Origin of the sequence: Lentzea aerocolonigenes (genome assembly GCF_000974445.1) — a bacterium.
Classification (GTDB): Bacteria; Actinomycetota; Actinomycetes; order Mycobacteriales; family Pseudonocardiaceae; genus Lentzea; species Lentzea aerocolonigenes.
This window is the reverse complement of the sequence record NZ_BBOJ01000040.1, coordinates 1-20,797: the sequence shown is the minus strand read 5'-3', so window position 1 is coordinate 20,797 and position 20,797 is coordinate 1. Positions and strand designations below refer to the sequence as shown.

Here is a 20,797-nt window from a genome sequence, read left to right as displayed (position 1 = left end):
ATCACATCCGGAAGACGCCGAAGCCGTCGGCGCCCTTGATCGGTCCGCTGTGGACGGCGGAGAGGCAGAGGGCGAGCACGGTCCTGGTGTCGCGCGGATCGATCACGCCGTCGTCGTAGAGCTTCCCGGACAGGAACGGCGCCAGCGACTGCTCCTCGATCTGCGCCTCGACCATCTTGCGCATGGCGGCGTCGTGCTCCTCGTTGTACTCCTGCCCCTTCGCCATCGCGGCCTGCCGTCCGACGATCGAGAGCACACCCGCGAGCTGCGCGGGTCCCATCACGGCCGACTTGGCGTTGGGCCAGGTGAACAGGAACCGCGGGTCGTACGCCCTGCCGCACATGCCGTAGTTGCCCGCGCCGTACGACGCGCCCATCGTGATCGTCAGGTGCGGCACCCGGCTGTTGGACACCGCGTTGATCATCATCGAGCCGTGCTTGACGATGCCGCCCTGCTCGTACTGGGCGCCGACCATGTAGCCCGTGGTGTTCTGCAGGAAGACCAGCGGGGTGTCGCTCTGGTTGGCGAGCTGGATGAACTGCGTGGCCTTCTGCGACTCCTCGCTGAACAGCACGCCGCGCGCGTTGGCGAGGATGCCGACCGGGTAGCCGTGGATCCTGGCCCACCCGGTGACGAGGCTGTTGCCGTACAACGGTTTGAACTCGTCGAACTTCGATCCGTCGACGAGCCGTGCGATGATGTCACGCGGGTCGAACGGCACCCGCTGGTCCTCGGAGACGATGTCCAGGATGCTGTCGGCGTCGAAGAGCGGCTCTTCTGCCGCGTGCGGCTCGGGGCCCTGCTTGCGCCAGTTCAGCCTGGCGACGACCCTGCGCGCGAGCCGGATCGCGTCGGTCTCGTCCTCCGCCACGAAGTCCGCGAGCCCGGACGTGGCACCGTGCATGGTCGCGCCGCCCAGCGACTCGTCGTCCGAGTCCTCCCCGGTGGCCATCTTGACCAGCGGCGGACCGCCCAGGAACACCTTCGACCGTTCCTTGATCATGATCACGTAGTCGGACATGCCCGGCACGTACGCACCGCCGGCCGTCGCGTTGCCGAACACCGCTGTGATCGTCGGAATGCCCGCCGCGCTGAGGCGCGTCAGGTCGCGGAACGCCCGGCCGCCGGGGATGAAGATCTCGCTCTGCGTCGGCAGATCGGCCCCGCCGGACTCGACGAGGCTGACCAGCGGCAACCGGTTCTGCAACGCGATGTCGTTGGCTCGCAGCGACTTCTTCAACGTGTACGGGTTCGACGCGCCACCGCGCACGGTCGGATCGTTCGCGACGATCACGCACTCGACGCCCTCGATCCGCCCGATGCCGGTGACGACGCTCGCCCCGACGGGGAAGTCCGTGCCCCACGCGGCGAGCGGCGACAGCTCCAGGAACGGGCTGTCCTCGTCGATCAGCAGCTCGACCCTTTCCCTGGCCAGGAGCTTGCCGCGCCTGTGGTGCCGCTCGACGTACTTCGGCCCACCTCCCGCGAGCGCTTTCGCGTGCTCGGCGTCCAGCTGCGCGATCTTCGCGAGCAGCGCCTCCCTGTTGCCCATCAGGCGAACCCCAATCGTCGTGCCGCGAGCTCGGTCATCACTTCGCTCGCGCCGCCCCCGATGCCGAGGATGCGGGCGTCCCGGTAGTGACGCTCCACTTCGGACTCCCGCATGTACCCCATGCCGCCGTGCAGCTGCACCGCCGCGTCCACGACCTCGCCGCACGCCTGGACAGCGGCGTTCTTGGCGAAGCAGACCTCGGTGACGCACTCTTCGTTCCGGTTGACCCTGGCGGCGACCTCGCGGGTGTAGGTCCGCGCCAGGTCGATCTTCTGCGCCATCTCGGCGAGCTTGTGGCTCACCACCTGGTTCTTGATGAGCGGCTTGCCGAACGTCTCGCGGTTGCGGGTCCACTCGACGGTCAGGTCCAGCGCCCGTTGCGCCGTCGCGTACGCCTCGACGGCCATGGTGATCCGCTCGACCTGGAACTGCCGCATGATCAGCGCGAAACCCTGGTTCTCTTCTCCCACCAGGTTCTTCGCGGGCACGTGGACGTCGTCGAAGTGCAGTTCGGCGGTGTCGCTGCAGTGCCAGCCCATCTTGTCGAGCTTGCGGCGCGTGAACCCGTCCTCGATCACCAGCAGCGAGATGCCTTTGTGCCCCTTCTCGCCGGTCCGGACGGCCGTCGTGACGAAGTCGGCCCGGCAGCCGGACGTGATGAACGTCTTGGTGCCGTTGACGATGTAGTGGTCGCCTTCTTTCACGGCTTTGGTGCGGATGCCGGCGACGTCCGATCCGGCGCCAGGCTCGGTGACGGCCAGGCTGCCGATCTTCTCGCCCCGGATAGCGGGCTTCGCGAACCGTTCGATCAGGTCCTGGTTGCCGCTCTGCCAGATGTGCGGGATCGCGATGCCGAGCGTGAACAACGCCGCCATCACCCCCGACGACCCTCCACTTTGGATGATCTCCTCGGTGAGCACGACCGAGTCGAGCAGGTCACCGTGCTCGAACCCGATGCCCAGCAGGTCGAGCTCCGCCGCCTTCTTGTGCAGCTCGCGCGGAACCTCGCCCTGGCGCTCCCACTCGTCCAGGTGCGGCACGATCTCGTTGCGCGTGAAGTCCTTCACGAGCTGCCTGAACTCTTTCCGCTCGTACAGGTCCTTGGTGATCACAGGAGCTCCTCCGGGATCTCGACTTCCCTGCTGCGCAACCACTCGCCCAACGCCTTCGCCTGCGGGTCGAACCGCGTGCTGCTCGCCACGCCGTCTCCGAGCAGTCCGTGCAGCACGAAGTTGAGCGCCCTGAGGTTCTTCAGCTCGTACCGGCTGACCTCGCTCGCCTCCGGCAGCAACTCCTTGAGCTTCTCGGTGGTGAGGAACCGGTTGAGCCACTCGTAGGCCTCGTCGGTGCGCACCCAGACGCCGAGGTTCGCGTCCCCGCCCTTGTCGCCGCTGCGCGCACCGGCGATCGTTCCCAGCGGCCTCTTCACAGCAACACCGCCTTCGCACTGACCTCGTCACGATTCACGTACGCAGCTCGGTAAACCCCGAACGGTGTCCCGTCCGCCGGCGGTGCCGTGACGTGGAAGCCGGGATAACTGGCCAGCGCCAGTTCGATCGCGGCCCTGCTGAACCCCTTGGCACGCTTGGGGTCCGCGGTCTTGATCGTTACGTGCAGCAGCGCGCTGGCCTGCTCTTCGGTACCCGCGTCCGGCTGGTCGGTCCGCGCGAGCGTCCAGGTCAGCCCGTCGTCCCCGACGGCTTGCCGGAGCTGCTTCCTGACCAGGTCGGCTTTCGCTTCGACGTCGAGTCCGGTGAGGACGAACGTCGTGGCGTTCCTGAAGCCGCCCAACGTGTTCAGGCACACCTTGAGCGTGTCCGGCGGCGGGCTGCCCCTGGTGCCGCTGATCCTGACCCCGCGCTCGTGCTCTTCGAGCCGGATCGTGTCGAAGTGCGTGGTGACGTCCGGCCCGAGGTACTCCGGCGCCCCGATCTCGTACAAGAGCTGCGCCGTGACGGTGTCGATCGTGACCGCGCCACCCGTGCCGTCGTGCTTGGTGATCACAGCCGACCCGTCCGCGTCGATCTCCGCGATCGGAAACCCGGGCCGGGTCGCGTCGATCTCGGTGAAGAACGAGTAGTTCCCACCCGTGGCCTGCGTCCCGCACTCGAGCACGTGCCCCGCGACGGTGGCCCCGGCCAGCCGATCCCAGTCGTCGCGCGCCCACCCGAAATGCGCCGCGGCGGGCCCCACCACGAGACTCGCGTCCGTGACGCGCCCGGTGACCACGACCTGCGCCCCTTGGCTGAGGCAGTCCGCGATCTCCCACGCGCCGAGGTAGGCGTTGGCGGTCAACGCCTCGGGGAACCGGCTCTTGAGGTCGTCGCCGGTGACGTACCCGACCTTGCCGGCCAGCCCCGCGGGGTTCAGCTCGCTGAGCCTGCGAGCGAGTCCCTCGGGGTTGAGACCGCCGGCGTTCACCACGATCTTGACGCCCCGGTCGAGCGCCAGCGCCAGGCAGTCCTCCATCTGCCGCAGGAACGTCTTGGCGTAGCCGAGTCCGGAGTCCTTCATGCGGTCACGGCCGAGGATGAGCATGGTGAGCTCGGCGAGGTAGTCCCCGGTGAGGACGTCGAGGTGCCCACCCTCCAGCTGCTCGCGCATCGCCGAGAGCCGATCCCCGTAGAAACCCGAGGCGTTGCCGACCCTGATCACCGCTCGCCTCCCGGCCACGCCACCGATTCCCCGCTCACTGACCACGTCTCGGCCCACGCCGCCGATCGCTCGCTCACCGGCCACGTCCCGGCCCACACCATCGATCTCCCGCTCACCGGCCACATCCCGGCCCACGCCGCCGATCGCTCGCTCACCGGCCACGTCCCGGCCCACACCATCGATCTCCCGCTCACCGGCCACGCCCCGGCCCACGCCACCGATCCCCCGCTCACCGGCCACCCCCAGGCGGCCCCGCGAACGCCTGCGCGATCGGCACCCAAGCCTCCGCCACCGGCCCCACGGCCTCGACCGCGAGCTCCTTGCGGTTGCGCCGCTGCGTCACCAGCCACGAGAAGTCCAGCGCCGGCCCCGAAACCCGGTTCTCCGCGCCCTCGGGCCCCCACGTCCACGACTCGCCACCCGGCCCGGTCAGCTCGACCCGGACCTCGGCCTCCGGCACCGCCAACCCGTTGAGCAGGAATGCGAACCCCATCGTCCGCACCCCGATGTGACACACGTGCCTGATCCGCGCCGTCGGCTCCCGCACCACCCCGAGCGCGTCGGCGACGTCCTGCCCGTGCGCCCACGTCTCCATCAACCGGGCGGTGGCCATCGACGCCGGGCTCATCGGCGGCCCGAACCACACGATCTTGCCGTGAGCCCCCGCCAGGTGCTCGTGCAGCGCAGACCGGCTGGCACGCCACAACTCCAGCAGGTCCGGCAGCGCCGCCGCCTCCGCCGCGGTGCGGTCCACGAGGTCCGCGGTCAGCGGCTGCGCCCGGAACGCCTCGGGATCGGCGATGGCGAGGATCGCCGCCTTGTCCGTCCACATGAGATGGCCGATCTGGTGCCCGATCGTCCACCCCTCGGCAGGGGTCGCCAGCGTCCAGTCCGGCGCTCCGGCCACCAGCTCGTCGAGGTCCCGCGACTCGGCGTCGAGATCGGCCAGCAGTTCCGTGATCACAGCTGCTCCTCCAGCATCTTCGCCCAGTAGCGCACGACGTGGGCGCGGCGCTTGCCGTCGTCGGCGAGCTGGTTCGCGAGCGCCAGGCCGCGCACCAGGTCGAGCGTCGCCTGCACCGCGTCCTTGACCCCGGGCTTCGCGTCGTCGACGTCGAGCAGTTCCAGCGCCAGGCCGTACACCTCGCGCCCGAGCCGCGCCTGCAGTTCCAGCACCTGTTCGCGCAGCTCCGGGTCCGTGCGCGCGGCGACCCACAGCTCCAGCGCGGCGGTGAACAGGTCGCTCGCGTGGAAGTCCGCGATCAGCTCCACCACCGCGTGCGTGCTCTTCTCCGCGATCTGCGCCCGCCGCTTGAGCACCTCGACGCTCTCCGCGCCCACGTACTCCACGGCCGAGGCCACCAGCTCGCCGCGGGTCCTGAAGTGGTGCAGCTGCGCGCCTCTCGACACGCCCGCCCGCTCGGCCACCTCGGTCGTCGTCGTGCCGGACCAGCCGCGCTCCACCAGGCACTCGACGGTCGCCTCCATGAGCTTCCGCTTCGTCTCGCGGGTGCGGTCGGCCTGACGCTGCCTCGTTTCCACGCCCCGAGTGTTCCGGCCCACAAACAAACAGTCAAGACTGCTTGTAAATGCCGAGCCACCCGAACCGCCTCCCGAACCGCCTCCCGAACCGCCACCCGAACCGCCACCCGGAAGCCGCCACGCCGCCGCCCGCCCGCCCCTTCCTAATTGCGGGGGCGAAGATGACCATGATTTCCGGACACCTAACAGGCGCTGCCAGGCGTGGATCCGGACAGACTTCACCCGCCCGAGTGACTGCTACCGTCCGGTGCGATGAGCATCGTCGATCAACTCAGGGCCGCGGGCTGCGTGTTCGCCGAGGACGAGGCCGCCCTGCTCGAAGAAGCCGCCACCAGCCCGCAGCACCTCGACGAGCTGGTCGCGCAACGAGTCGCAGGGCTGCCGCTGGAGCACGTGGTGGGCTGGGCCGAGTTCTGCGGCCAGCGCATCACGATCACCAAGGGCGTGTTCGTGCCCCGTCACCGCACCGAGCTCCTGGTCGACCTCGCCACCGAGCTGAAGCCCGGCGTGGTCGTCGACATGTGCTGCGGATCCGGCGCGGTGGGCACGGTGCTGCAACACAGACTGCCGAACGCAACGGTGTACGCGGCCGACATCGACCCCATGGCCGTGGCGTGCGCGCGTAAGAACCTCACGAACGTCTACGAGGGCGATCTGTTCGATGCACTGCCCACGCACCTACGAGGTCACATCGACGTCGTGGTCGCCAACGTGCCGTACGTGCCCACCGGCGACATCGAGTTCATGCCGTCCGAAGCACGCGACCACGAGGCACGGATCGCTCTGGACGGCGGCACGGACGGCCTCGAGGTCATGCGCCGCGTGGCCGCCCAGGCGGCGAGCTGGCTGCGCCCCGGCGGCACCCTGATGAGCGAGACCAGCGCGCGCCAGGCACCCGAAGCACTCCACACCTTCACCTCCGCCGGTTTCGAAGCCAACCTCGTGACCAGCGAAGACACCACCGCAGTGGTCGGCACCCTGCCCGCCTAGACCGTGCCTAGACCCCGCACGGAAATCCGCCTCGACGCACCGCGCCCGACTCCGTACGATGTACGGTATGTCGTACGACGAGGTCATGCAGTGGTTCGCACGGTGGGACGAGCTCGCGGTCAAGGGCGAGGTCGAAAAGATGGCCGACATGGCGCTGTTCCCGATCAACACCGTCACCGACGGTTCGGCGACGTCGTGGGACCGGGAGAGGTTCCTCGAGGAGATGGGGGCTCAACTCGGAGGTGACGTGCAGATGGAGTCCACCAGGACGCCGCACTTCATCAACGACAACCTGGTCTTCGTGATCACCGACGGCACGATCAACGGGATCACGGTCCGCTACGGCGACCTGCTCGTGAAGGTCGGCGGCGAGTGGAAGTTCCAGACGATGGTCCAGGGCGGCTGGGCCGAGTGACCGAAGCGGTGAAGGACACCCCGGGGAAGAGGGTGCCTACCGCAGTGCTCAACAAGAGCGATTTCAGAGCAGCGTGAGCTGTTCCTGGTCCACGCGTGGCGCCGGCACACCCACCGGCAGGCTGCCGTCGGGCCACACGCCGTCGTCGTCGCCGGGCACACCGGTGACGGCGTCGGTGGAACGGCCGCGTGGTGCCAGCCCGTGCTTCTCGATCAACGGAACCACCCGCGCGGTCAACCACTTCCGGTACCGCTTGTCCACATAGGACCCGTTGCCGTACAGGTGCCGGTAGGTCTCGACCAGGTCCGGGTGCTCACGGCGCAGCCAGGCCGCGAACCACTCCCGCGCACCAGGACGCAGGTGCAGCGGCAGCACGGTCACACCGGTGGCGCCGGCGTCCGCGATCTGCTCCAGCAGGAAGTCCAGCTGCTCCACCGAATCCGTCAGCTCCGGCAGCACGGGCGCCACGAACACCCCGCACGGCAACCCCGCCTCCCGCACCTTGCGCACCAGGTCGAGGCGAGCGGCGGGCGTCGGCGTGCCCGGCTCCAGCGACCGGTGCAGATCGCGGTCCATCAACGCGAGCGACACCGCGATCCCGACCGGCACGACCTCGGCCGCCGCGGTCAGCAGCGGCAGGTCGCGGGCCAGCAACGTGCCCTTGGTGAGGATCGAGAAGGGCGTGCGGGAGGCGGTCAGGGCCTCGATGATCCCTGGCATCAAGGCGTACCGCCCCTCCGCCCGCTGGTACGGGTCGGTGTTCGTGCCCAGCGCGACGTGCTCCTGCTTCCAGCGGGGAGACCGCAGCTGACGCGACAGCACCTCCCCCGCGTTGACCTTGACGATCAGCTGGCTGTCGAAGTCCTTGCCGGAGTCCAGATCCAGGTACGTGTGCGTCTTGCGCGCGAAGCAGTTGTGCGACACCACGCCGTTCGCGATGAAGTCCGAAGTACCGGTCGTGATGTCGTACAACGTCATCTCGCCGAGCGGTTCGACGGACACGACGCCCAACGGCTGCTGCGACTTGATCGCCACGCCGTCGATGTCCCGCTTGCGCGTGATCGCCGGGTCGACGGTGTGGAAGAACCGCAGGTTCTCGCGCAGACCACCGCGCAGCCGCACGACCCGCACACCGCGGCGGCGGCGCAGCTCCTCGATCGCGAAGTCGAAGTGGAAGTGCTTCAACGCCAGCACGATCGCCTCGATGACGGTGGCGTTGCGCGACGACAGCCGCAGGATGCTGCGCGAGCAGGTCCCCAGGTAGTCGAACGCGCCGGCCAGGAATCCCTTGAGCCAGTCGGGGTTCGGGGCTATCTGCCAGTGCGCGAGGTCGCGCACTTGGTGCAGAAATCCACTCCCCTCTCGCACACCGAAGTAGTCGAGGTACTCCTGTGTGCGGTCCATGGCCTCTATGTCGGCCAACGGGATCCGGAACTCGTTCTCGTCGTCGACCATGCCGCGCAGGTAGCCGCGGCGGTAGTCGTCGGTCACGGTCGGCTGCTCGACGAAAGCCCCCGTGCCCATCAGCTTGTTGCCGGTCGTGAGGTGTGGACGGCGGCCGGTGCCGGCCGTCTCGCCAGTCACGTGCTTCCACCCGCGGTCGGTCAGGAAGCGATGATCACCGGACGCGACCACCGAGGTGCCGTCCTCCAGCGTCAGCCGGTACGCCTCCTTGCGCGTCTCCCAGTGCGCGAGAACGGTCGTGAGCTTGTAGCGCCGGTAGTTGCCGACGAGCTCGGTGCCGTAGATCTCATCGCCCTCCCGCAACTGCGACAACGGTTTGGTGCGGCCGTCGCCCATGAGGATCGGGGTGTCACCGGCCATGCAGTAGGTGCAGGCGTGTGAGCAGCCCCGGTACGGGTTCACGGTCCACGAGAAGGGCAGCGACGAACCCGGTACCCCGTTGAGCACGGATTTGGCGCGGACCTCGTGGAACACCACGTCCGCGAACTCAGGAGTTCGTACGCTGCGCACCAGTCCCGGTAGCCCCGGTAGTGCCTGCTGCGGCTCTGCCTCGAGTTTCTGTCCGTCCCATCGCACACCATCGATTCGAACACATGTTCGAACAGCGGTCAAGGAGGCCAGGTGTCACCCGTTGAGGTAGCAGGCTTCGTCACCGGCGCACTCTGCGTGTGGCTGGTCGCCCGGCAGAACCCGTGGAACTGGCCCATCGGCATCGCCAACAACATCGCCTTCCTGGTGCTGTTCTGGGGCAGCGGCCTGTACGCCGACTCCGGCCTCCAGGTCGTCTACATCGTGCTGGCCCTCTACGGCTGGTGGGCGTGGCTGCGCGGCGGCGAGCAGCACAGCGTTCTGCGCGTCAGCCGCACGACCACCCGGCAGTGGCTCTGGCTCGCGGTCGCCGGCGTGCTGGCAACGGCGCTGCTGCACTGGGTCCTCGTCTCCTTCAGCCCGTCCACCGTCCCGTTCTGGGACTCGATCACGACGGTGCTGTCGCTGCTGGCGACGTGGGGCCAGGCGCGCAAGAAGGTCGAGTCCTGGTGGCTGTGGATCGCCGCGGACGTCATCTACGTGCCGCTCTACGCGTACAAGGAGCTGTACCTGACGGCTGTGTTGTACGTGGGGTTCATGGTGCTCTGCGTGATCGGCCTGCGCAGCTGGACCAAGGACGTCAAGGACGAGGTGGCGGCGTGAAGGAGTTCGGCCACGCGCTGGTGCTCGGCAAGTTCTACCCGCCGCACAACGGGCACCACCACCTCATCGAGACCGCGGCCGCCCGCAGCGAACGCACCACGGTCACGGTCCTCGCGGCCTCCAGCGAGACCATCCCGCTCGCACACCGCGTCCGCTGGCTCACCGAGACCCACACCGCGCCGGGCATCCGGATCATCGGCGACCTCGACGACCACCCGATGGACTTCGACTCCGACGAGATCTGGCGCCTGCACGTCGAACTGACCAAGGCGGTGCTGGCCAGACGCGCGATCGCCGACGGGGAGCCGGAGAAGGCCGGGGTCGACGTCGTGTTCTCCAGCGAGAAGTACGGCGACGAGCTCGCACGACGGCTCGGCGCGCACCACGTGCTCGTCGACCTCGACCGGATCACGCACCCCGTCTCCGGCACGGCGGTGCGGACCGACCCGCTCGCGAACTGGCACCACCTCGCGCCCGCGACCCAGCGCGGCCTCGGCCGCAAGGTGGTGGTCGTCGGTGCCGAGAGCACCGGCACGACGACGTTGTCGCGCCGGCTCGCGGACCACTTCCGGGCACCGTGGATCCCCGAGTACGGCCGCGAGCACACCGAACTCAAGCTGCGCGCCGCGCTGTCGTTCGACCCGGACGCCACTCCGGACCGTCTGGTGTGGACGCTCGGCGACTTCGAAGACGTGGCGCGCGAACAGGAACGCCGCATCCGGGCCGAGACCGCACCACTGGTCATCGCGGACAACGACGCGTTCGCCGCCACCGTCTGGGGAGAGCGTTACCTCGGTTTCCGCCCGAACCTCTTCACCGGCACCGAACCGGACCTCTACCTGCTCACCGACCACGCGGGCGTTCCGTTCGAACAGGACGGCTGGCGTGACGGCGAACACCTGCGCGAGTGGATGACGGGCCTCTTCGAACGCGAGCTCACGCAGCGCGGCGTGCCGTGGCTGAAGGTGACGGAGAACAGGTTCGCGACGGCCGTCACCGCGATCGAACACCTGATGGGGCAGGATGTCACGCGTGGGTCACGGTCACGGGCATAGCCACGCACAACCAGCGGAACCCGCGTCGCAGCGCGTGCGCACGTTGCTGATGTGGCTGCTGGTGCCGTTGGCGCTGGCCACAATCGTCGGCGCGGCACTGCTCTACCCGTTCGGGCACGAGCAGAAGACCGGCGCCGCGATCGGCCTGCACCAGAAGCCGGTCGAGGCGGTCATCACCGGCTTGCAGGCGAACTGCGGCGACAAGTGCATCGCGATCACCGTGCGGATGACCGACGGCGACGCGAGCGGGCAGAGCGTCACGATCCCGAGCCCGCAAGGCCCAGGCGCACCGCACTTCCAGGTCGGCGACGAGGTCGTGCTGTCCTATTCGGGCAGTCAGCCGCAGGCCGCCGAGTCGTACCAGATCGTCGACTTCCAGCGCGGCTGGTCGCTCTTCGTGCTGGCGCTGTTGTTCGCGGGTGCCGTGCTGCTGCTCGGGCGGTGGCAGGGTCTCGCGGCGCTCGGCGCGTTGCTGCTGAGCTTCGCGGTGCTGGCGCTGTTCATCATGCCGTCGATCCTCGCGGGCGAGAACCCGCTGCTGGTGGCGGTGGTCGGCGCCGGACTGATCATGTTCGTGGTGCTGTACCTGACGCACGGCGTGTCCGCGAGAACGTCGACGGCGGTGCTCGGGACGCTGGTCAGCCTCGCGCTGATCGGAGTGCTGGGCGCGTTGTTCTCGGTGGTGTCGAAGCTGACCGGCCTCGACGAGGACACGGTCAACCTCGTCACCCTGCTCGGCACCGACATCGACACGCGCGGGCTGCTGCTCGCCGGCACGCTCATCGGCGCGCTGGGCGTCCTCGACGACGTGACGGTCACCCAGACCAGTGCGGTGTGGGAGCTCCGCCGCGCCAACGACAAGCTGACGTGGCGGGAGCTCTTCGCGGCGGGCTCGCGCATCGGGCGCGACCACATGTCGTCCGTGGTGAACACGCTCGTGATGGCCTACGCGGGCGCCGCGCTGCCGTTGCTGCTGGCGATCTCGCTGGCCGGGCGGTCGTTGGGCGAGGTGTTGACCGCACAGCAGATCGCGCAGGAGATCGTGCGCACCCTGGTCGGCAGCATCGGCCTGGTGGCGGCGGTCCCGGTGACCACCGCCCTGGCCGCGCTCGTCGCGGTGCGCCAGGAGGTTCCCGCTGCCGAGACGCCTCCGGAGCCGACGGAGCCGGAACCGAAGACCGTGAAGCGCCCGAAGCCCGAGCCGAAGACCGAGAAGCCGCGGCCCGCACGGATCGAGGGCGACCTCTTCATCGGCTACGACCCCGACAAGGGGCCGTGGGAACGCCCTAGCGCGCCAAGAGCACGAAGAGCAGCGCCAGCACGCCAGGCACCACCTGCACGAAGAAGATCTTCCGGCTCGCCGTGAACGTGCCGTAGACGCCCGCCACGATCACGAACACCGTGAAGAGCACCGACGCGCCGAAGTCCTGCCGGATCAGCGCGTAGATCAGGCCGGCCGCGAGGAAGCCGTTGTAGAGGCCCTGGTTCCCGGCGAGCGTCTTGGTCTCCTGGGCGAACTCCGGCGTCAGGTTGAACGCCTTCTGGCCACGTGGTGTCGTCCAGAGGAACATCTCCAGCACCACGATGTAGAGGTGAATCAACGCCACGAGGGCGATCAGGATGTTGGCGATAACCTGCACGTAGGTCCTCCTCTGGACTGACACGCCCGATGAGACAATAGAGCAGTGGGAAGACAGCGGCCCGACACCGAGGCGATCACCGAGTCGATCGACTCAGGTGTCGCGGAGCTGGTGCCCGACCTGGGTGGACGGAACTCGTGGACGTTGCGGGTCAACGGAACCCCACAGTCGCATGTGGACCTGGACGACCCGACCTACCTCGAGTTCGAGTACGTCCGCCGCCTGGGTCACATCGTCGACCTCACCGCGCCCTCGCGTGTTCTCCACCTCGGTGGTGGCGCTCTCACGCTAGCGCGCTACGTGGCACATCTCCTGCCCCGTGCGTCTCAGCAGGTGGCCGAGATCGACGCCGGGCTGATCGCGTTCCTCCGCCGCGAGCTCCCGCCACCGGCTCGGGTGAGGATCACCACCGGTGACGCCCGCGCGGTGCTGGTGAAGGCCCGCCCCGGCTCGTTCGACCTGATCGTGAGCGACTGCTTCGCCGGCGCCCGCACGCCCGCGCACCTGACGTCGGTCGAGTACGTGCGGCAGGCGTCCGCGGCGCTGGCGGAAGACGGGATCTACGCGGCGAACATCGGCGACGGCAACGGCCTGCAGTTCGCACGAGCCCAGTGCGCGACCGTGCGCTCGGTGTTCGAACACGTCTGCGTGCTCGCCGAACCAGGCGTGTTCCGCGGCCGCAGGTTCGGCAACTTCGTGATCCTGGCGTCGCACACGGGCCTGCCGATGCAGCAGCTGACGCGGGCGACCGCCGGGGATCCGTTCCCGGGGCGGGTCGAGCACGGCACGGGGCTGACGAAGTTCATCGGTGGCGCACCGGTCACCACCGACGCGACCGCGACCCTGTCCCCCGCGCCGCCCTCGGGCCTCTGGGGCACGTAGGCGGCTTGCCCAGCACACTCAGTCCAGCGACGTCACGAACTTCGACACGGCGTCCGGATGGAGCTTCTGCGCCATGCGGCCCGCCGGCGCGAGCGACCCGAGCCGGTACAGCGGACGGTCGGCCGCGGCCAGCCCGCGCGCCTCGGCCCGCAGCTGGGCCACGAGCAGCTCCGAGAACACCAGGCCGGGCGTGTCGCCCCGCGCCGCCAACGCGTCGGCCAGCCTGCGCAGCTGGTAGATGCCCAGCTCACGGCCACCGGTGCCCGCGTACATCGACAACGCGACGTTGATCGCCTTCTTGCCGCCGCGCACGAACAGCCCGACGGTCCTGGCGCCGCGCAGGTCGGTCACCAGGAGGTCGAGCGCGTCGGCGGTGGCCAGGTCGACCTGGCGCGTGCCGAACGCGCGGACGTACACGGTCGTGCCCTCCAGCCACACCGTGCGGCGGGCCTCGGACAGCGCCAGCAGGATCACCGGCAGGGACACGATCAGGAACGCGATGATGCCCGCCCAGCGGCCGCCGAAGAACCCGATGACCGCACCGAAGGCGAGGGCGACCATGAGGCCGCCGATCGCCACCATCCGCGCACGCTTGCGGACCGTCGCCTGGTCCAGCAGGTCGAGAACGAGCTTGTCGTCGCTCACGGGGTCTCCCGCACCGCCTCGGCCACCGCGCCACCCAGGTCCGACGCCAGCGCCTCGGCGCCACCCGGCACCGCGGCCACCAGCTCGCTCGCCTTCAGCGCGTCGCGCACCGCGGAGATCACGTCCGCGAGCGGCACGGTGATCTGCTCGCCGGTCGCGAGGGTCTTCACGCCGATGTTGCCGGCCTCCAGGTCGCGCTCGCCCAGCACGAGAGCGAGCTTCGCGCCCGACTTGTCGGCCGCCTTGAAGCCCGCCTTCATCGACCGGCCGCCGTAGACGAGGTCCGTCCGCACCCCGGCGGCACGCAGCTCGCCGGCGATCGCGACCAGCCGGGCCCGCGCGGCCTCACCCAGCGGCACGCCGATCACGTCGACGCGGCCGAGCTCGGGCAGCACGCCCTCCGCCTGCGCCGCGAGCAGCGCGCGGTCGACGCCGAGACCGAAGCCCACACCGGACAGCTCCTGGCCGCCCAGCTGGGCCATCAGGCCGTCGTAACGGCCGCCACCGCCGATGCCGGACTGCGCGCCCAAGCCGTCGTGGACGAACTCGAACGTCGTCTTCGTGTAGTAGTCGAGGCCGCGGACCATGCGCGGGTTCTCGACGAACTTCACGCCCAGCTCGGTCAGGTAGCCCTTCACGAGCTCGTAGTGCGCGCGGCACTCGTCGCACAGGTGGTCCACCATCAGCGGCGCCTCGGCGACCATCTCGCGCACCTCGGGGCGCTTGTCGTCGAGCACGCGCAGCGGGTTCAGCTCGGCGCGCTGGCGGGTCGCCTCGTCGAGCGGCAGCTTCGCCAGGAACGCCTGGAGCTTCTCCCGGTACGCGGGACGGCAGTTCGCGTCGCCCAGCGAGGTGATCTCCAGGCGGTACCCGGTCAGGCCCAGCGCGCGGAACCCGGCGTCGCCGACCGCGATGACCTCGGCGTCGAGCGCGGGATCGTCGACGCCGATCGCCTCGATGCCGACCTGGTGGAACTGCCGGTACCGGCCGGCCTGCGGGGCCTCGGCGCGGAAGAACTGGCCCGCGTAGAAGAGCTTCACCGGCAGCGAGCCGCGGTCGAGGCTGTGCTCGATCACGGCCCGCATCACGCCCGCGGTGCCCTCGGGGCGCAGCGTGATGGACCGGTCGCCGCGGTCGAGGAAGGTGTACATCTCCTTGGTGACGACGTCGGTCGACTCACCGACACCGCGGGAGAACAACGCCGTGTCCTCGAAGACGGGCAGCTCGATGTAGGCGTAGCCCGCGAGCTCGGCGGCACGGGTCAGCGTCGACCGGACGTGCAGGAACGCGGCGGACGTCGGCGGGATGTAGTCGGGAACGCCTTTGGGTGCGGAAAACACGTCTCTCAAAGTCCTCGGTGCGGGGCGGCCTGCGCGTCGGGAACAGCGTCCTGCAGCTGGAGCAGGTACGGGTTCGTCGCGCGCTCGCGGCCAATGGTCGTCGTCTGTCCGTGGCCGGGCAGCACCACCGTGTCGTCGGGCAAGGTCAAGACCTTGTTCTGCAGAGACGACAACATGCGTGAGTGGTCACCGCCGGGCAGGTCGGTGCGTCCGATCGAACCGGCGAAGAGCGTGTCACCCGAGATCACCAGGCGACCGCCTTCCTGCACGCCGGAGCGGAACATCACCGACCCGCCGGTATGGCCCGGCGTGTGGTCGACGGTGATCTTCAACCCGGCGAGGTCGAGGTCGGTGCCGTCCTTCAGCTCCCGGACCTCGTTCGGCTCCCGCATCTCCAGGTTGCCCCCGAAGAACACGGCCGACTCGCGGCTGACGCCCTTGAGCGGGTCGGACAGCATCTCGACGTCGTCCGGGTGGATGTAGGCGGGGATGTCGTTGCCGTCGCACACGGGCGTGACGGAGAACGTGTGGTCGAAGTGCCCGTGCGTGAGCAGCACGGCGACCGGTGCGAGCCGGTGCTTGCGCAACGCCTGCTCGATCGGCTCGACCGCGTCCTGACCGGGATCGATGATCACGCAGGGCTCGCCCTCACCGGCCGCCAGGACGAAGCAGTTCGCCTGGAGCGCACCGGTCGGGAACCCGATCACGAGCACGAAAATGACCTCCCTAATCCCCTTCAGCCTAACCACTACACAAAGGCCATATGCGCAGGCCCTAGACTCCCGAGCCGTCCGCCCTATTCGCATGAGTCCCTGGGGAGGGAGCACGTGCCCACCAACGAGCAGCGACGCGCGGCAGCCAAGCGCAAGCTTGAGCGTCAGATGGTCTACCGCCAGGAGCGGGCCAAGAAGCGTCGTATCATCGCCGTCGTCTCGACGGTCGTCGTTGTTGCGCTCGTCGGAGGTGGTGTGTGGTGGCTCGCGACCCACGACTTCGGCAACGGTGACGCCGCCGCATCAGAGACTCCGCAGCAGGAGTCGGTGGACAAGGCGGAGAAGATCCCCACCGAGATGCACCAGATTCCGAAGCGCCCGCAGGCGTTGCCGGAAAAGGTGAACTGTGAATACACGAAGGGCCAGGAGCCGGCGGCCAAGGAGAACACGCCGCCCGCGAACGGCGAGCAGCCGGCGACCGGCACCGTCGGCGTCACGCTCGGCACCTCGATCGGCGACCTGAAGTTCAACCTCGACCGGTCGCTGGCCCCGTGCACGGTGAACAACTTCATCTCGCTGGCCAAGCAGAAGTACTTCGACAACACCACGTGCCACCGCCTCGTGGTGACCGGCATCCAGGTGCTCCAGTGCGGCGACCCCGGCGGCAACGGCATGGGCGGCCCCGGCTACTCGTTCAAGGACGAGGTCTACCCGGAGCTGACCTACGGCCGCGGCGTGCTCGCCATGGCGAACTCGGGCCCGGACACCAACGGTTCGCAGTTCTTCATCGTCTACGGCGACGGCGCGAACCTGCAGCCGAAGTACACGATCTTCGGCACGGTCGACCAGGACTCGCTGAAGAAGATCGACGAGGTCGCGAAGACCGGCACGATCTCGCAGCAGCCGGGTCAGGGTGACGGCAAGCCCAAGACGCCGGTCGACATCAAGTCGGCGCTGGTCGCGAACTAACTCTTCACAGAGAACAGCCCCCGGAGCTGCCCGCTCCGGGGGCTGTTTCGCGTCTTGCCCCAGTGACTACGACGCCGACGTGACGCGGTAGACGTCGTAGACGCCCTCCACGCTGCGCACCGCCTTCAGGACGTGCCCGAGGTGCTTCGGGTCGCCCATCTCGAACGAGAACCGGCTGACGGCCACGCGGTCCCGCGACGTCGTCACCGACGCCGACAGGATGTTCACGCGCTCGTCGGCCAGCACCTTCGTGACGTCCGAGAGCAGGCGGTGCCGGTCGAGCGCCTCCACCTGGATCGCGACCAGGAAGACGCTGGAGGCCGACGGCGCCCACTCGACGTCGAGGAGACGTTCCGGCGACTTCAGCAGCTCGTCCGCGTTCGTGCAGTCGGTGCGGTGCACGGACACGCCGCCGCCGCGCGTGACGAAGCCGAGGATGTCGTCGCCCGGCACCGGAGTGCAGCAGCGGGCGAGCTTCACCCACACGTCGCCCGCCTCCTTGACGATCACGCCGGCGTCGCCCGTGGGGCGGCGCCTGGTGACCGTGGACGGGGTGGCGCGGTCGGCCAGTTCCTCCTCGGCGTGGTCGACACCGCCGAGCTGCGCGACGAGCCGTTGCACGACGTGGCGGGCGCTCGTGTGGCCCTCGCCCACCGCCGCGTACAGCGCGCTCATGTCCGGGTAGTGCAGTTCCTTGGCCAGGGCCTGCATCGAGTCGACGCTGACCAGACGCTGGATCGGCAGCCCGACGCGGCGGACCTCCTTGGTGATCGCGTCCTTGCCCTGCTCGATCGCCTCTTCCTTGCGCTCCTTGGCGAACCACTGCTTGATCTTCGCCTTGGCGCGCGGTGACGCGACGAAGCTCAACCAGTCGCGGGACGGACCCGCGCCCTCCGCCTTGGAGGTGAAGATCTCGACGACCTCGCCGTTCTCGAGCTTGCGTTCGAGAGCGACCAGACGACCGTTGACGCGCGCACCGATGCAGCGGTGCCCGACCTCGGTGTGGACGGCGTAGGCGAAGTCGACGGGCGTGGACCCCGTCGGCAGCGTCTCGACGTCGCCCTTCGGCGTGAACACGAAGATCTCGCGCGCGGCGAGGTCCCAGCGCAGCCCTTCGAGGAACTCACCGGGGTCCGCGGCTTCCCGCTGCCAGTCGAGGAGCTGGCGCATCCACGCCATCTCGTCGATCTCGACGGACTTGCCGTTGTGCGTGCCCTTGGTCTCCTTGTAGCGCCAGTGCGCCGCGATGCCGTACTCGGCCCGCTGGTGCATCTCGTGTGTGCGGATCTGCACCTCGAGAGGCTTGCCGTCGGGACCGATGACGGTCGTGTGCAGCGACTGGTACACGCCGAACCGCGGCTGCGCGATGTAGTCCTTGAACCGCCCCGGCATCGGCTGCCAGGCCGCGTGGACCACACCCATGGCCGCGTAGCAGTCACGCACCTCGTCGACCAGGATCCGGACACCCACGAGGTCGTGGATGTCGTCGAAGTCCCGGCCGCGCACGATCATCTTCTGGTTGATCGAGTAGTAGTGCTTCGGCCTGCCCTCGACCTTCGCGACGATCCGCGCGGCCTCGAGCTGCGTGTTGAGCTCCTCGACAACCGTCCGCAGATACGTGTCGCGACTCGGTGCACGCTTCGCGACCAGGCGGACGATCTCGTCGTACTTCTTCGGCTGGAGGATCGCGAACGCGAGGTCCTCCAGCTCCCACTTGACGGTCGCCATGCCCAGCCGGTGGGCCAGCGGTGCGAGCACTTCGAGCGTCTCACGGGCCTTGCGGGCCTGCTTCTCCGGCGGCAGGAACCGCATGGTGCGCATGTTGTGCAGCCGGTCGGCCAGTTTGATGACCAGAACCCGAGGGTCCTTCGCCATCGCGATGACCATCTTGCGAATGGTCTCGGCCTCGGCCGCTGCCCCCAGCTTGACCTTGTCGAGCTTCGTGACGCCGTCGACCAGCCGGGCGACTTCCTCACCGAAGTCTTCCTTGAGCTGGTTGAGCGAGTAGTCGGTGTCTTCCACGGTGTCGTGCAGCAGCGCGGCCACCAGCGTCGTGGTGTCCATGCCCAGCTCGGCGAGGATCGTCGCCACGGCGAGCGGGTGGGTGATGTACGGATCGCCGGACTTGCGGCGCTGCGGGCGGTGCTTCTCCTCGGCAACGTCATATGCGTGCTGCAGAAGCGCCAGATCGGCCTTGGGATGGAGGTCACGGTGCACGGCGGCGAGAGGTTCGAGGACCTGCTTCACCGGGGCCGCACGTTGGGCGGTGATGCGCCGCGCAAGGCGGGCGCGCACGCGCCGGGTAGCCGACGGTTGAACAACCGTCGCAGCGGGTTCGGTGTCTTGACTCAACCCCACGCTCCTCGGGTCTCGCGAGTACCGAGGATAACGCGTTCACGCTGACGAAACTTCCGATGGCGCGCTGAGCGGCGCAGCTCACACGGTGAACGCCGCCCAAACTTTTGCTGAGCCGATCAGGCGACGCTCGCCACGAACGCCGCCCAGGCGGAGCCGGAGAAGGCCAGAACGTGACCGCGAGTGTTCTTCGAGTCACGCACGAGCGCCGCGGCGGAGTCGAGCGCGTAAGGGGTGACGGGTGCCGCGAGCGACACCTCGACGCACGAGCCACTCGCCGTGTCCCCGCTGTAGGTGCTCTTACGCCAGGTCCGCTCCGGGGTCATGAGAGTCCTCTCGCAGTCCGCTGACGTAGTTCGCCAGCAGGCTTCGCGATTGTCCCTCATCCAATGCTCGCGCCTCCAACCACTTGAAGAACTCCCGACTGTTCGCAATGGCCTTGCCGTCGTGCGCGAACACCTGAGCCACGTCGGTCTCGCTGTACGCCAAGGGCGTGTGCTTCTCGAAGCTGAACAACATGCGCGACGACCTCGTGGCTACAGCCGCGCCCGCCGACATGGGAATGATGCGGAGGATGTGCGTGTGGAAGAGCATGCGCAGGTACTGCTCCTCCATGATCCGCGCATCGCCCACGCGAATCCTCAGGGCAAGGTGAGGTCGACTCGGAGCGCCCTGTCAGCATTGCTGCTGGTGGGTTTCTCCGAGCCGCCTCCCGAACCCGGCGTGCCCATTACTGAGCACCGGGCTCTCCATGATTCCCGTGTGGACGATCGGGTCGCCTCATCCGATGGCCGCCCAGGGCGTAGGAATACGGGCTCCTCGATACCGGTAGCGAGTAGTGGACACCCGGCCCGGTTCGAACAGCCGTCCCCGCGCTGTGATCGGCCACCATCCGCCGCCGCAATAACGTCGGCGGAGCTGCTTCCACGTGATCCGGCGGTGTTTGCGTCGGATCCATCCAATGACCTGCCGCCAGGTGAGATGACTCAGCCAGTGGAAGGTCGAACTCGACACCCCCGGCTGGAAGTAGGCGCACCAACCCCGCAGAGCCGGGTTGAGCCGACTCAGCAAGACCGGAAGCGGCCGGTTGATGTCCTGTCGACACAACTTCTTCACCTTGCCCATGATCGCCTTGAGCGATTGCCGGGACGGATAGGTGTAGATGTAGCGCCGATCGCTGCCCTTCTGCCGATGACGCTGGATACGCCACCCCAGAAAATCGAAGCCCTCGTCGATATGGGTGATCATCGTCTTGGACGCCGACAGGCATAACCCCATCGGCGCCAGCACCTCCGCCACCACCTCACGCAACTGTTCAGCGTGCTCACGGCTGCCCGACACCAGCACCAGGAAATCGTCCGCGTACCGCACCAAGCGGTAGTTGGCCTG

Annotated in this window: 19 protein-coding genes and 2 pseudogenes; 7 read left to right on the top strand and 14 right to left on the bottom strand. The window is 68.6% G+C overall.

The genetic code is table 11. The features are described from left to right. Position 1 precedes the first annotated feature (1 nt). The 5 genes and pseudogenes from AOM45_RS46990 to AOM45_RS46970 all read right to left on the bottom strand — a co-directional run bounded on the left by AOM45_RS46990 (position 2) and on the right by AOM45_RS46970 (position 5,695). Positions 2–1,552 (bottom strand): acyl-CoA carboxylase subunit beta, encoded by a 1,551-nt coding sequence (locus AOM45_RS46990; RefSeq protein WP_035913872.1) that lies wholly within the window; start codon positions 1,550–1,552, stop codon positions 2–4. Further along, complete coding sequence (locus AOM45_RS46985; RefSeq protein WP_030473612.1) at positions 1,552–2,664, bottom strand: acyl-CoA dehydrogenase family protein; 1,113 nt, start codon at positions 2,662–2,664, stop codon at positions 1,552–1,554. Before AOM45_RS46985 ends, AOM45_RS46990 begins: the two co-directional genes overlap by 1 nt. Further along, a pseudogene (locus tag AOM45_RS46980) lies at positions 2,661–4,156 on the bottom strand (acyclic terpene utilization AtuA family protein). Before AOM45_RS46980 ends, AOM45_RS46985 begins: the two are co-directional and overlap by 4 nt. Positions 4,157–4,436: 280 nt before the next feature. Then, positions 4,437–5,171 carry a TIGR03084 family metal-binding protein gene (locus AOM45_RS46975; RefSeq protein WP_030473613.1) on the bottom strand — a complete coding sequence of 245 codons (735 nt, stop codon included), beginning with the start codon at positions 5,169–5,171 and terminating at the stop codon, positions 4,437–4,439. Beyond that, the gene (locus tag AOM45_RS46970; RefSeq protein ID WP_081902805.1) at positions 5,168–5,695 is read right to left on the bottom strand and encodes a TetR/AcrR family transcriptional regulator; all 528 of its coding nucleotides are present in this window, start codon (positions 5,693–5,695) and stop codon (positions 5,168–5,170) included. Before AOM45_RS46970 ends, AOM45_RS46975 begins: the two co-directional genes overlap by 4 nt. Positions 5,696–6,001: 306 nt before the next feature. Between AOM45_RS46970 and AOM45_RS46965 the strand changes: the two genes are divergently transcribed. Both AOM45_RS46965 and AOM45_RS46960 read left to right on the top strand, forming a co-directional pair. Continuing rightward, the gene (locus tag AOM45_RS46965) at positions 6,002–6,739 is read left to right on the top strand and encodes a putative protein N(5)-glutamine methyltransferase (protein ID WP_030473615.1); all 738 of its coding nucleotides are present in this window, start codon (positions 6,002–6,004) and stop codon (positions 6,737–6,739) included. A gap of 67 nt (positions 6,740–6,806) precedes the next feature. Next, entirely contained in the window at positions 6,807–7,154 is a 348-nt protein-coding gene (locus tag AOM45_RS46960) for a hypothetical protein (protein ID WP_051784760.1), read from the top strand. Between the two features lie 63 nt (positions 7,155–7,217). On the opposite strand, the gene AOM45_RS46955 is transcribed toward AOM45_RS46960, so the two are convergent. Beyond that, positions 7,218–9,194 (bottom strand): intein-containing Rv2578c family radical SAM protein, encoded by a 1,977-nt coding sequence (locus AOM45_RS46955; protein ID WP_030473617.1) that lies wholly within the window; start codon positions 9,192–9,194, stop codon positions 7,218–7,220. A 45-nt stretch (positions 9,195–9,239) separates the two neighbouring features. Between AOM45_RS46955 and pnuC the strand changes: the two genes are divergently transcribed. From pnuC to AOM45_RS46940, 3 genes are read left to right on the top strand one after another with little or no spacing between them, the layout of a single operon-like run. Further along, positions 9,240–9,809, top strand: coding sequence for a nicotinamide riboside transporter PnuC (gene pnuC / locus AOM45_RS46950; protein WP_236704090.1), 570 nt, complete (start codon positions 9,240–9,242; stop codon positions 9,807–9,809). After that, the gene (locus tag AOM45_RS46945) at positions 9,806–10,864 is read left to right on the top strand and encodes an AAA family ATPase (protein ID WP_030473619.1); all 1,059 of its coding nucleotides are present in this window, start codon (positions 9,806–9,808) and stop codon (positions 10,862–10,864) included. The genes pnuC and AOM45_RS46945 overlap by 4 nt, the downstream gene beginning before the upstream one ends. Before the next feature lie 34 nt (positions 10,865–10,898). Beyond that, positions 10,899–12,230: a YibE/F family protein gene (locus tag AOM45_RS46940; protein ID WP_063757208.1), complete on the top strand. Its 1,332-nt coding sequence runs from the start codon at positions 10,899–10,901 to the stop codon at positions 12,228–12,230. Here AOM45_RS46940 and AOM45_RS46935 read toward each other — a convergent pair. Further along, positions 12,151–12,504: a DUF1304 domain-containing protein gene (locus AOM45_RS46935; RefSeq protein WP_030473621.1), complete on the bottom strand. Its 354-nt coding sequence runs from the start codon at positions 12,502–12,504 to the stop codon at positions 12,151–12,153. The two genes, AOM45_RS46940 and AOM45_RS46935, sit on opposite strands and share 80 nt — an antisense overlap. 45 nt (positions 12,505–12,549) lie before the next feature. Between AOM45_RS46935 and AOM45_RS46930 the strand changes: the two genes are divergently transcribed. Then, a complete protein-coding gene (locus AOM45_RS46930; protein WP_030473622.1) occupies positions 12,550–13,386 on the top strand; it encodes a spermidine synthase in 837 nt (278 codons plus the stop codon). 18 nt (positions 13,387–13,404) lie between these two features. On the opposite strand, the gene AOM45_RS46925 is transcribed toward AOM45_RS46930, so the two are convergent. The 3 genes and pseudogenes from AOM45_RS46925 to AOM45_RS46915 all read right to left on the bottom strand — a co-directional run bounded on the left by AOM45_RS46925 (position 13,405) and on the right by AOM45_RS46915 (position 16,084). Beyond that, complete coding sequence (locus AOM45_RS46925; RefSeq protein ID WP_030473623.1) at positions 13,405–14,031, bottom strand: hypothetical protein; 627 nt, start codon at positions 14,029–14,031, stop codon at positions 13,405–13,407. A gap of 92 nt (positions 14,032–14,123) precedes the next feature. Next, positions 14,124–15,371, bottom strand: a pseudogene (hisS, locus tag AOM45_RS46920) (histidine--tRNA ligase); the annotation flags it as partial. A 5-nt stretch (positions 15,372–15,376) separates the two neighbouring features. Next, a complete protein-coding gene (locus AOM45_RS46915; protein ID WP_030473625.1) occupies positions 15,377–16,084 on the bottom strand; it encodes an MBL fold metallo-hydrolase in 708 nt (235 codons plus the stop codon). A 114-nt stretch (positions 16,085–16,198) separates the two neighbouring features. Here AOM45_RS46915 and AOM45_RS46910 point away from each other — a divergent pair, with 114 nt between their 5' ends. Beyond that, complete coding sequence (locus AOM45_RS46910) at positions 16,199–17,053, top strand: peptidylprolyl isomerase (RefSeq protein WP_030473626.1); 855 nt, start codon at positions 16,199–16,201, stop codon at positions 17,051–17,053. A gap of 66 nt (positions 17,054–17,119) precedes the next feature. Here AOM45_RS46910 and AOM45_RS46905 read toward each other — a convergent pair whose 3' ends face one another. The 4 genes from AOM45_RS46905 to AOM45_RS46890 form a co-directional block, all read right to left on the bottom strand. Continuing rightward, a complete protein-coding gene (locus tag AOM45_RS46905) occupies positions 17,120–19,405 on the bottom strand; it encodes a RelA/SpoT family protein (RefSeq protein WP_030473627.1) in 2,286 nt (761 codons plus the stop codon). A 122-nt stretch (positions 19,406–19,527) separates the two neighbouring features. Then, entirely contained in the window at positions 19,528–19,734 is a 207-nt protein-coding gene (locus AOM45_RS46900) for a DUF397 domain-containing protein (RefSeq protein WP_030473628.1), read from the bottom strand. Next, the gene (locus AOM45_RS46895) at positions 19,709–20,047 is read right to left on the bottom strand and encodes a Scr1 family TA system antitoxin-like transcriptional regulator (RefSeq protein ID WP_269083685.1); all 339 of its coding nucleotides are present in this window, start codon (positions 20,045–20,047) and stop codon (positions 19,709–19,711) included. The genes AOM45_RS46900 and AOM45_RS46895 overlap by 26 nt, the downstream gene beginning before the upstream one ends. Positions 20,048–20,188: 141 nt before the next feature. Next, positions 20,189–20,797: group II intron maturase-specific domain-containing protein (locus AOM45_RS46890; protein ID WP_269083684.1), on the bottom strand; the 609-nt coding region annotated here is incomplete at its 5' end.